Origin of the sequence: Rhizobium sp. NXC24 (assembly GCF_002944315.1) — a bacterium.
Taxonomy (GTDB): Bacteria; Pseudomonadota; Alphaproteobacteria; order Rhizobiales; family Rhizobiaceae; genus Rhizobium.
Genome location: NZ_CP024311.1, coordinates 667,688 through 679,053, shown reverse-complemented (window position 1 = coordinate 679,053; position 11,366 = coordinate 667,688). Strand labels below are relative to the sequence as shown.

Annotated in this window: 9 protein-coding genes; 3 read left to right on the top strand and 6 right to left on the bottom strand. The window is 58.7% G+C overall.

Annotation, left to right across the window (positions count from 1 at the left end):
• Positions 1-171 precede the first annotated feature (171 nt).
• Together NXC24_RS03355 and NXC24_RS03350 are read right to left on the bottom strand one after the other, a co-directional pair.
• A complete protein-coding gene (locus tag NXC24_RS03355) occupies positions 172-1,146 on the bottom strand; it encodes a flagellin (RefSeq protein ID WP_104822010.1) in 975 nt (324 codons plus the stop codon).
• A 262-nt stretch (positions 1,147-1,408) separates the two neighbouring features.
• Complete coding sequence (locus NXC24_RS03350; protein WP_104822009.1) at positions 1,409-2,329, bottom strand: flagellin; 921 nt, start codon at positions 2,327-2,329, stop codon at positions 1,409-1,411.
• Positions 2,330-2,651: 322 nt separating this feature from the next.
• Between NXC24_RS03350 and NXC24_RS03345 the strand changes: the two genes are divergently transcribed.
• Both NXC24_RS03345 and NXC24_RS03340 read left to right on the top strand, forming a co-directional pair.
• On the top strand, positions 2,652-4,139 hold the full coding sequence (locus NXC24_RS03345; protein WP_104822008.1) for a pyridoxal-dependent decarboxylase: 1,488 nt from the start codon (positions 2,652-2,654) through the stop codon (positions 4,137-4,139).
• Positions 4,133-5,383 (top strand): glutathione synthase, encoded by a 1,251-nt coding sequence (locus tag NXC24_RS03340; protein ID WP_104822007.1) that lies wholly within the window; start codon positions 4,133-4,135, stop codon positions 5,381-5,383. The genes NXC24_RS03345 and NXC24_RS03340 overlap by 7 nt, the downstream gene beginning before the upstream one ends.
• A gap of 121 nt (positions 5,384-5,504) precedes the next feature.
• On the opposite strand, the gene NXC24_RS03335 is transcribed toward NXC24_RS03340, so the two are convergent.
• Positions 5,505-6,419, bottom strand: coding sequence for a flagellin (locus tag NXC24_RS03335; RefSeq protein WP_104822006.1), 915 nt, complete (start codon positions 6,417-6,419; stop codon positions 5,505-5,507).
• A gap of 256 nt (positions 6,420-6,675) precedes the next feature.
• Positions 6,676-7,587 carry a flagellin gene (locus NXC24_RS03330; protein WP_104822005.1) on the bottom strand — a complete coding sequence of 304 codons (912 nt, stop codon included), beginning with the start codon at positions 7,585-7,587 and terminating at the stop codon, positions 6,676-6,678.
• Positions 7,588-7,916: 329 nt separating this feature from the next.
• Between NXC24_RS03330 and NXC24_RS03325 the strand changes: the two genes are divergently transcribed.
• Positions 7,917-9,857 carry a glycosyl transferase gene (locus NXC24_RS03325; protein WP_104824983.1) on the top strand — a complete coding sequence of 647 codons (1,941 nt, stop codon included), beginning with the start codon at positions 7,917-7,919 and terminating at the stop codon, positions 9,855-9,857.
• A gap of 221 nt (positions 9,858-10,078) precedes the next feature.
• Here NXC24_RS03325 and fliP read toward each other — a convergent pair whose 3' ends face one another.
• Both fliP and NXC24_RS03315 read right to left on the bottom strand, forming a co-directional pair.
• Positions 10,079-10,837 (bottom strand): flagellar type III secretion system pore protein FliP, encoded by a 759-nt coding sequence (gene fliP, locus NXC24_RS03320; RefSeq protein ID WP_104822004.1) that lies wholly within the window; start codon positions 10,835-10,837, stop codon positions 10,079-10,081.
• Positions 10,834-11,328 carry a flagellar basal body-associated FliL family protein gene (locus NXC24_RS03315; RefSeq protein ID WP_104822003.1) on the bottom strand — a complete coding sequence of 165 codons (495 nt, stop codon included), beginning with the start codon at positions 11,326-11,328 and terminating at the stop codon, positions 10,834-10,836. Before NXC24_RS03315 ends, fliP begins: the two co-directional genes overlap by 4 nt.
• Positions 11,329-11,366 lie beyond the last annotated feature (38 nt).

The window sequence follows — 11,366 nt, the reverse complement described above, 5'->3', positions numbered from 1 at the left end:
AACGTCGATCATCACGCTTCCGGTTTCCGTCCTGCGACCACGCTTTCCGGGCGTGACGCCGAACGTCACCGGAAATAGCGCAGCCATGCCATTGCGATGGACCGTAGGGGGTCAAACTTGTGCGAGGATGAATGCGGCAGGAGCAACCCTCCTTGCCGCACGACATGAAATTCACTTTGCCTGCAACAGGATCAACACCTTGCTCGCCATGGTGTTGGCGATGGACAGCGCCTGAATGCCCATCTGCTGCGCCGTCTGCAGCGCGCTTTGGCGCGCCGATGCCTCTTCCATGTTGGTATCGACAAGGTTACCGACGCTGGTCTTGACGGCATCGCTGAGGTTGGAAATGTAATCAGTCTGATCGTCGATACGCGATTTCATCACGCCCAGCGTCGAATCGGCTGAAGTAACCGACTTCAGGATCGAGTTCGTCACATTGATCATGTCAGTGATTTCATCGTCCGTCGTGCTGTCGGAAATGGAAATTTCGGTGCCGTCGTCAGGCGGCGTACCGGAATCCGCAGCCAGGAGATAATAGTTACGCTCCGTCGACGTTCCACTGCTGTCGAACGTGCTGGCATCGATATTCTTCGTCAGCAGTCCGCGGCTGGCATCGGCCGTGTCGATCATCAGGGTCTGCGAACTATCGTAATCGATCGTCACCAGATTGACTTGACCGCTCGTGCCACGCGTAAAATTGCTGATGACGGATTGCTCGGTATCGGGCTGCGCATCGGTGTTGTAGAGCCAGTTCTCACCGGAAAAGGACGCGGATTGCGTGACCGACTGCAGTTGGTTCTTGAGCTGCTCAATATCCGCATTGACCGCGCTCTTGTCGGTGCCTGGCTCCTTGGCCGAAACCAGTTTGGCCTGGATCTGGGTCACGAGATCGACGACCGAATCCATGGCGGTGGAGGCGGTATCGACCTTCGAGGCCCCGAGGCCGAGCGCGTCGGTAATGGTGGAAAGACTGCTCTGGTCCGACTGCATCGTCTTCGACATCGACCAATAGGTCGGATCGTCACCCGCGTTCTCGACGCGCAGGCCGGATGAAACCTGTTGTTGCACGACACCAAGATCTTTGTTGACGCCGCGCAATACCGTCAGCGCGGCCAAAGAGGCGGGGTTCGTCGTTACACTGCTCATCGGGAGATCCGTAATTCTATTGGAAACGGCAGGCCGGACGGGTCCGGCAGCAACGAACGGCCTCATGCCCGCCAGCGGGAATGATCCCAACGCGGCTCGTCGCTAGATCAAGCCCTCAAATCGGTTCCGACGAAATTGATCGAACACCGGGGCTCTGCGCAGATACTGCAAATCAGTTACCCCGGAACGTTAACAAAAGCTTATGCGCGGCGGCAAGAAAGAAATGCCGCCGCGCTTTCCTAACGTAAGCTCCGGTCAAGGCTCACTTGAAGAGCGCCAGAACGTTCTGCGCGCTGTTGTTGGCGATCTGCAGCGACTGGATCGCCAATTGTTGCTGCGTCTGAAGCGCCGAGAGCTTGCTCGATTCCTCTTCCATATTCGCATCGACCAGCTTGCCGACGCCGGAGTCGATCGTGTCGCTCAGCGTTGAAACGAAGCTTGTCTGAAGGTCGATGCGGGTCGACAGCGAGCCGAGCTGCGAAGCGGTGCTCGTCATCGCGTTGAGAGCCGACTGCACTAGGTTCATCGCCTGGCCGATGCCGCCGCTCGTCATGCCGGTAATGTCGAGACTGAAGACGGAATAGGCGGTGCCGTTGATATTCTGCGTGGTGCCAAGGATACCGGAGCTCGTGTCGATCGTACCATCGGCATTGGCGCCGAACATCACGTTGCCCTGCGATCCCGTATCGAAGCTATAGCTGGTGCTGTTGACCTCGACCGTGCCGTCATTGTTGCGGACAAAGGAGGACACGACCGATGCGGAGGCGCCGTTGGCTCCGATCATCCAGTTCTGCCCAGAGAACGAAGCGGACTGCGCAATGCTCTCAAGCTGCTGCTGAAGCTGCGAAACTTCTTCCTGAACATCCGCCTTGTCGACGCTGTTTTCCGTGGCCGCGACAAGCTTGTCCTTGATCTGCTCGACGACATTGATGGAATTGTCCATTGCCGTATAGGCGGTGTCGACCTTGGCGGCACCGAGGCCCAGAGCGTCGGAGACGGCCGAAAGCGCGCTGTTGTCGGAACGCATGGTGGTCGCGATCGACCAATAGGCGGCGTTGTCGGAGGCCTTGGCGACACGATAGCCGGAAGAGACCCGGTTTTGGGTGTCTTCCAAATTATTGTTGATCGAGCGCAAAGTCTGGAGAGCAGACATTGCTGCATCGTTGGTCAAAATGCTGGTCATGGAGAGGTGCCCCTTGTGGCTGAAATTGGAAGGGACATTCCGGTCTTCGGCCGGGAACGGCAATCAGCGTCATGCCTGTTAACTGGCTCTTAAGAGACGTTAACCAACCGTTGCGTTAGCCGCAGATGACACTACCAGGCTTAATAAAAGGTTAACAACAAAACCGGAAAGTTAACAAAATCATATTTCCTGCAGGAGGCCATCGGCGCGTCAGGTCAGCTTCGCGCCACCTTGGGCGGCATAAGATTGTCATGATCGGGCGACTGTCCGGCCGGAAACGGCGTGGTTACAACGTCGGTATATCAGCCCATGCGGGGTCGACATGTTAAGTTTACAAGACGGCGGATCACCGTGGGATGGACCGCGGCAACGGACAAGCCTCGACCCCGACGACTGGCAAAGCCTGCGCAAGCAGGGTCACCAGATGCTGGACGATATGCTCGACCATTTGGAAAGGCTCTCCGAAAAGCCCGTCTGGCAACCAGCACCGTCGCCTGCGCGCGCCCTGTTTGACGCGCCTCTACCGGTCGAACCGACGGATCTGGCGGATGTCCATGCCATGTTCCGCGACAATGTTCTTCCCTATGGCAGCGGCAATATCCATTCAGGATTTATGGGCTGGGTGCAGGGCGGCGGAACAGTCGCCGGCATGTTGGCGGAGATGCTGGCCGGCGGTCTGAACGCCAATCTCGGCGGGCGCGACCACATGCCGATCGAGGTCGAGCGTCAGATCATCCGGTGGACACGGCAAATATTCTCATTTCCGGATACCGCTGGCGGCCTGTTCCTGACCGGCGCCTCGCAGGCCAATTTTGTCGCCCTCCTGCTCGCGCGCAGTAGAAAGCTCGGTGCAAATGCCCGCGCTGAGGGTCTATCGAACGAGCCGCGGCTCGTGGGCTACGCATCGAGCGAAGTGCATGGTTGCGTGCCGCGCGCATTCGAGATGTCGGGTGTCGGCAGCGATCAGCTCCGGCGAATCCCGGTCAACGCGGCCGGGCAGATCGATATTGCGGCCCTCGAACGTGCCATCATGCGCGACAAGGAGGCGGGACACACGCCGTTCCTCATCATCGGAAGCGCAGGGACGGTAAATACCGGAGCGATCGACGACCTCATCACTTTGCGCGGTATCGCCGACGCCCACGACCTGCATTTTCACGTCGACGGTGCGTTGGGGGCGCTGGGTATCCTTTGCGATGATCTGGCGCATTTGTTCGCCGGCATCGAAACCTGCGATTCGCTGGCCTTCGATTTCCACAAATGGGGCCAGGTGCCATACGATGCAGGCTTCCTCCTCGTGCGCGACAGCACATGGCAGCGCCAGACGTTTGCTTCGGAAGCCGCCTATCTCAGCCGTGCCGCCTCGGGTCTGGCCGGCGGTGACTGGTGGCCTTGCGACTACGGCCCGGACCTGTCACGCGGCTTCCGCGCGCTCAAAACCTGGTTCACCCTCAAGACCTATGGCGTCAAGGCTTTGGGGGATTCGATGGCTGCCAACTGTGTCCTGGCACGCGGTCTCGCACGCCGGATCGAACAGGAACCCGCCTTGCGGCTCTTGGCGCCGGTTGCGCTCAATATCGTTTGCTTTGCCTATGTCGGCCCCGACGGTGACGCGCCGCCGCAAGTCAATGCCCGGATCATCGAACATCTCCACGCCGAGGGGCGCGTCGCCCCGTCCCTCACCCACATTAACGGACAACCGGCAATCCGCGCCGCGATCGTGAACCATCGCACGCGGCAGATGGATATCGACGCGCTGATTGACGGCGTTCTGAAACTCGGTTCTCGACAGGATTTGCTCCAATGCTGATGACATCCGGCCTCGTGGCCGCTCGCGCCTCTGACGAAATCGGAGGCGCCAGGCGAATCCTGGGCATGCAGAGGATCGTGCCGCTCATCTATGCCGGCGCCGACGTGACGCCGCTTTGGAACGAGCTGATGCAGCGGATCGGAGCCAATGGCAAAGACGCGGCGGCGATGTTCGACCTGGGGACGATCCTGCAGACGCTTGGCCGCTCCGAAGAGGCTCATCAGGTCCTGCGGGGCGCGGTGGAGCTCAGCCGCAACTTTTGCGTCGTCCACGGGGATGGACAAGGGCCCCGGCTGTTGGCCTTCGTGACGCCGGGCAACTTCATGGCGAACACGCCGCTGGATTTTCTGCTGGCGGATAGCAACTGTGTTCTTTGGCTGCATTACGTGGACGCGGAAACGACCGCGCTCACGGATTTGCCGGACCACGACGTTGCGTTCATGGCGATCGGCGAATCGACCGAAAACGCCCCCGTGCTTGAACGGATGCGGACGCTGCTGGCCGATTTTGACGGCCCGATCATGAACGACGATCCGGAACTGATCAGCCGGCTGACGCGCGATGGCGTCAGCGGCATGCTGGCCAATGAGCCCTCCATTCTGTCGCCGAGCACGTACCGCATTCCACGCGAGGACCTTGTCGCAGTCGGTGCGGGCACAAAAGCCCTGGACGAATGCGCGCCGGGCCTCTCATTTCCGCTCGTCGTTCGTCCGATCAGTACCCATGCCGGCAATGGAATGGAACGTATCGCCGATATTTCGGGACTGTCCGCATGGCTGGCCACGCAGTCGGCTCCCGAGCTCTACGTCGCGCCTTTCATCGATTTCCGCGGGCCGGACGGCCTCTACAACAAGCAGCGCATCGTATTTATCGAAGGCAAGGCCTTCGCCAGCCATATGGCGCTTTCCGAGCATTGGATCGTGCACTATCTCAGCGCCGGCATGGCGGAAAGCCCGGCGAAGCGGGCTGTCGAACAGGCTTGGATGGAGAATTTCGATACGGATTTCGCGGTCCGCCACAAGGAGAGTTTCGAAGCTCTCTATCGTCACATAGGGCTTGATTATTTCGGTATCGATTGCGCCGAACTTCCCGACGGACGTCTGCTGGTTTTCGAGCTCGACGTGGCGATGGTCGTCCACAACATGGATAGCGCCACCATCTATCCCTACAAGCAGGTTGCCATGCGCAAGTTGTTTGATGGCTTCATCGATGCTGTGCGCCACCGGAAGACCGGTGGAATCTGAAAGATCGCGACGCGCTTTAAGTGGATACCACCCTGAAAAACAAAACCGCGCCTCTTGGAAAGGCGCGGTGAATTTGTTGTTTCGGAATTTGAGCCGGCGCGCCAGGCGCCGGTTCTTCCTATTAACGGAACAGCGACAGGATGTTCTGCGACGAGGAGTTGGCAATCGAGAGCGACTGGACGGCCAACTGCTGCTGCGTCTGCAGAGCAGAGAGCTTGCTCGATTCTTCTTCCATGTCGGCGTCGACCAGCTTGCCAACGCCCGATTCGATCGAGTCGGACAGCGACGAAGCGAAGGTCGTCTGCAGGTCGATGCGGGTCGAGATCGAGCCGAGACGCGAACCCATGCTGGTCATGGAGTTCAGAGCGGTCTGAACCATGTTGAGGGCGGTGGAGATCTGGCCGCCGGTCATGCCGGTGATGTCGAGGCTGAATACCGAAGCGCCAACCGTGGAGTCCTGGGTACCAAGGATACCCGCAGACGTGTCGATCGAGCCGTTAGCCTGCGTGCCGAACAGAACGTTGCCCGTTGCGCCGGTGTTGAAGGCGTAGGACGTCGTGCTGACCGAAACGGTGCCGTTCGTGCCGCGGATGAAGGACGAAACGACCGAGGCGGAATCGTTGTTTGCAGCCATGACCCAGTTTTCGCCGTTGAACGAAGCGGACTGAGCGACGCTCTCGAGCTGCTGCTGGAGCTGGCCGATTTCTTCCTGGACCTGGCCCTTGTCAACCGAGCCTTCCATGGCGGTTACAAGCTTGGACTTGATCTGGCTGACGATGTCGAGGGCGCTGGTGACTGCGGTGGTAGCCGTGTCGACCTTGGCGGCACCGAGGCCGAGGGCGTCGGAGACGGCGCCGATAGCGCTGTCGTCAGACTTCATCGTGGTGGCGATCGACCAATAGGCGGCGTTATCGGAAGCCTTGGAGATGCGCAGGCCCGAGGAAACGGCATTCTGCGTGGACTGCAAGTCGCTGTTGATGCCGCGCAGTGTCTGCAGTGCGCCCATTGCAGCGTTGTTGGTAAGGATGCTCGTCATAATATTTGCCCCTTTGGCAGCGGTTAAATAAGGGACATTCCGGACCTAAAAACCGGTAACGGCACTCAGCATCATGCCTGTTAACCCATTCGGTTAAGGTTAACTCGCCGTTTCAATGGTGTTAGAAAACAGCAATATGGTTAAGAAAACCTGAACCGACCCCGGTCTAAAAATATAAAAAAAACCGCGCCTTAGACAGGCGCGGTTAACTTGGTGTTTAGAAATTTCGGCTGGCGTCGAGCGCCAATCCTTCTTCTTAACGGAACAGCGACAGGATCGACTGCGTGGAGGAGTTGGCGATCGAGAGCGACTGGATAGCCAGTTGCTGCTGCGTCTGCAGAGCAGAGAGCTTGCTCGATTCCTGTTCCATGTCGGCGTCGACCAGCTTGCCAACGCCCGATTCGATCGAGTCGGACAGCGACGAAGCGAAGGTCGTCTGCAGGTCGATACGGCTGGAGATCGAGCCGAGCTTCGAACCCATGCTGGTCATGGAGTTCAGAGCGGTCTGAACCATGTTGAGGGCGCTGGAGATCTGGCCGGAGGTCATGTTGGTGATGTCCAGGCTGAAGACCGAAGCGCCAACCGTGGAGTCCTGGGTACCAAGGATACCCGAAGACGTGTCGATCGAGCCGTTATTCGCGCCGAACAGAACGTTGCCCGTTGCGCCGGTGTTGAAGGCGTAGGACGTCGTGCTGACCGAAACGGTGCCGTTGGTGCCGCGGATGAAGGACGAAACAACCGAAGCGGAGTCGCCGTTTGCAGCCATGACCCAGTTTTCGCCGTTGAACGAAGCGGACTGAGCGACGCTCTGGAGCTGTTCCTGAAGCTGGCCGATTTCTTCCTGGACCTGGCCCTTGTCAACCGAACCTTCCATGGCGGTGACGAGCTTGTCCTTGATCTGGCCGACGATGTCGAGGGTGCTGGTGACTGCGGTGGATGCCGTGTCGACCTTGGCGGCACCGAGGCCGAGCGCGTCGGAGACGGCGCCGATAGCGCTGTCGTCGGACTTCATCGTGGTGGCGATCGACCAATAGGCGGCGTTATCGGAAGCCTTGGAGATGCGCAGGCCGGAAGAAACAGCGTCCTGCGTGCTCTGCAGGTTGTTGCTGATGCCGCGCAGAGTCTGCAGAGCGGCCATAGCGGAATTGTTGGTTACGATGCTGGTCATAAGTGTGTCCCCTGGAAACTGAATACGAAAAGGAGGACATACCGGACTTCAAATACCGGCGATGACGGAGCGGCTTCATGCTCCTCGGTCCCATTTCCTAGAGGACCAAACCCGTCATGTCGCAGGTAAACTCGCATGCATTGCTTGCGAATTCCTTAAACGCGGAACCCGCAAAAGCATCCGACAACAACGTAGCTAACGATGCGTAAAGGCGTTCAACCATTGCTTCGGTTTCAGGCAAGCTACGCGCGCGATTATCCCCCGAATCCATGATGACGGACTCCGGCCTTTGCCGGAGACCGTCCAAAGTTCGCTCGGAGTTCTCGCTCGTGAATACGAAAAACGCCTATGGGACAGCGTCCAGCTTTTATCAAAAGGGACAATATACACGCGCGCTCGAAACACTGAACGGGCTGCTCAATGTCGATACATCGCCGAAGACCTATGCCCTGCTGGCAAAGACGCTGCTCAAACTCGGCTTCAGAGCGGACGCGGCGAGATCGTATGAACTGGCGGGCCGGCAGAAGCCTTATCGCGAAGACTATCTGCGGGAAGCCCTGCTGCTGCACTTTGCCTGCGGCAACGAAGATGCAACGCTTTCGATCGGTAGCCTGATTCTCAATCGGGCGCTCAAGGATCCGGATCTTGCCTTTGCCCTTTCCAGCATCTTTCTGAGCCGTCAGCAAAGGGACCTGCTGGCCGGCTTCAGGACCGTGCTCGTCGAAGGGCCGGAGCTCAAGCATCGGCTGATGGCCTCAAAACTGTTGACCGATGATCTTTACGATGACGGCAACAGGCACATCGTCGCAACCCTGTTCAAGAAGCATCCAGACAACATCATCTTTCGCACGCTCCATTTGATCTTCGCCCGCGAACTGTCCGATCTTGCGACAGTGGACAAACATATGGCGCCGATCCTGGCGGCGACGGCTGCCGGAAACCTCGACTATATCAGGCCGGACAATCCCTTCTTCCATCTGCACTGGTGCGGTGACGAAGCGATCAACAAGTTCGCAGTGCACGACACGGTACCGCTGCCGGCCGGGCACGCAGAGGCGCGCCGAAAGGCGCCGCATACATGGGGCGACAAGATTCGCATCGGCTATCTATCATCGGACTTCTGGCCGGGCCATGCGACGATGAAGCTCATGCAGCGGACGTTGGAACTGCACGACAAGGATCGATTCGAGATTGTCCTCTTCGACCATTCCAAGCCGTCATCTCAGCAAGAGGAAGAATTCGATTATTCGAAATTGGGTACCATGGTCGATATCCGCAGCCTCTCCGATCAGGCGGCGGCAGAGGCGATCCGTGCCCATCAGATCGACATCCTGGTTGATCTGAAAGGACATACCAAGGATAGCCGCGTCCGCATCCTCAACCACAAGGCTGCGCCGATTCAGACGGCATGGCTCGGCTTTCCGGGCTCCGCCGTCAACATCGACCTCGACTACATTATCGGCGATCCCTACGTTCTGCCGGATTATTCCAAGCCGCATTTCCACGAGAAGTTCTGCCGCCTGCCGGAATGCTATCAGCCGAACGATCCGATGTATCGCCCGAAGCCGCGGCCGACGACCCGTGCGCTGCATGGCCTGCCGGAGGATGCTTTCGTCTTCGCCTCGTTTAACGGCAACCGCAAGATCACCTCGCACATGATCGATATCTGGTGCAACATACTGAAGCGCACCAAGAACAGCGTGCTCTGGCTGCTTTGCAACGCGCGCGCCGAGGCCAACCTGTGGACGCGTCTGGAGGCGCGCGGCATCAGCCGCAAGCGCATCATCTTTACCACGCGTATCCGCTATGAGGATCACATCGACCGCCAGCAATTGGCCGATCTCGGTCTCGATACCTTCCCGGTGAATGGCCACACGACGACCTCGGAACAGCTCTGGGGCGGTTTGCCGGTGTTGACGATGAAGGGCACGAACTTCGCCTCGCGCGTCAGCGAAAGCCTGCTCAACGCCATCGGCGTGCCGGAGCTGGTGGCGGCCGATGTCAAAGCCTATGAAGACATGGCCGTCGAGCTCGCCAGGCAGCCGGAGCGCATTGCCGCGCTCAAGGAGACATTGGCGGCCAATCGCTACATCAAGCCGCTCTTCGATGCCGAACGCCTTACCCGTTACGTGGAAACCGCCTACGAAATGATGGTCGCACGCGCCAAGCAGGGCCTTGATCCGGATCATATGGACGTGCCGGCACTGCCGGCGCGAGCCGAACCGTTCCTGGTCGAAAGTCAGGATGCTGCAGCGATCGCCGCAGAATAAGGACCTCTCTTCATCGGAAGCTCCGCTCCCGATGACGGTCCCACCGGCTGCAGGCGATTGGAGCATTCCGCTCAGGTGACATCACCTGCAAGCGGATAAGATGCTCTAGATTCAAAAGACTACAGCGACCTTTGTGCGCTCATATGAACGCACGGCGCTCTATCCCTTTGCTTTTACGCATTCCGGACGGAAAGCCGCTTCGCACTTTTCCCGGAATTGCTTTAGTGGAAAGAGCGCACAAGGCTGCCGACCAGCAGGTTCCAGCCGTCGATCAGCACGAAGAAAAGGATCTTGAAGGGCAGCGAGATCGATGTCGGCGGCAGCATCATCATGCCCATCGCCATGACGATGGTCGAGACGATCAGGTCGATGACCAGAAACGGCAGAACGACCAGGAAGCCGATTTCAAAACCACGGCGGATTTCCGAGATCATGAAAGCCGGGATCAGCACGCGATAATCGATCTTGTTGTCGACCACGACCGTTTGCCCGCGCTCCTGCGCCAGATCGACGAAGAGCTTAATGTCCTTGTCGCGCGTGTTGTTGGACATGAAGGTGCGGAAAGGCTCGGCGATGCGCTGAACGGCATCGGCCTCCGAAATCTGATTGGCCATCAGCGGCTGCGCGCCATCCTTCCAGGCCTGATCGAAGGTCGGCGACATGACGTAGAAGGTCATGAACAGCGCGAGGCTCAGCAGGATCGTGTTCGACGGCGTGGTGGACAAGCCCATGCCCGAACGCAGGATCGAAAACGCGATGATGAAGCGCGGAAAGCTCGTCACCATGATGAGGATGCCTGGCGCGATCGACAGGATCGTCAACAGCCCGAAGGTGCGAATGATCCAAGCCGCGACCGAGCCGTTCACCGGGACATTGAAGAGATCCGTCGGGAGCTGTTGCGGCAATTGCTGCGCCATCGCCATCTCAGGCGAAAACGCAGCGAAAACCAATATAAGTAAAACAAATAATAATCGAATCATTCGATCACGAAAGTTCTGAACATAACTTTCGATACCCGCCCTTCCGAGCGAAGGTCAACACGTTCCTGAACGTCATCCCGAAGATATTGGAAGCCGCGCGGGCCTTCGACCTGCTGCAGCGAAACCGTGCGAACATAGGCGAGGATATCCTGATGGATGGCCTCCGCAAGCTGCGCGTCCGGCTTGCCCTTGAACATCAGCGCGATTTCGAGCCGGATCCAGTTTTGCGAGGGATAGGCAAGATTGGTCGTGATCGGATCGAGTTGAATGATGCCGTTTGCTTCCGCGGCGGCCGCTGCCTGCTTTTCGCCGGTGGGCGTCTGCTCCGCGGCCTTTGCCACGGCCGTCGCCGTCTTGATCTTCGGGGAGACCATAGTGCCGAGGAACCAGCCGCCGCCACCGCCGAGAACCGTCAGGATCACCAGCCCGACAATCATCATGATCAGCGGCGATCCCTTGCCTTTTTCCGATGCGTCTGCCGCTGCTGCCATGTCTCTGTCCGCCTGTTACCAAAATACCGTGTGGCTGC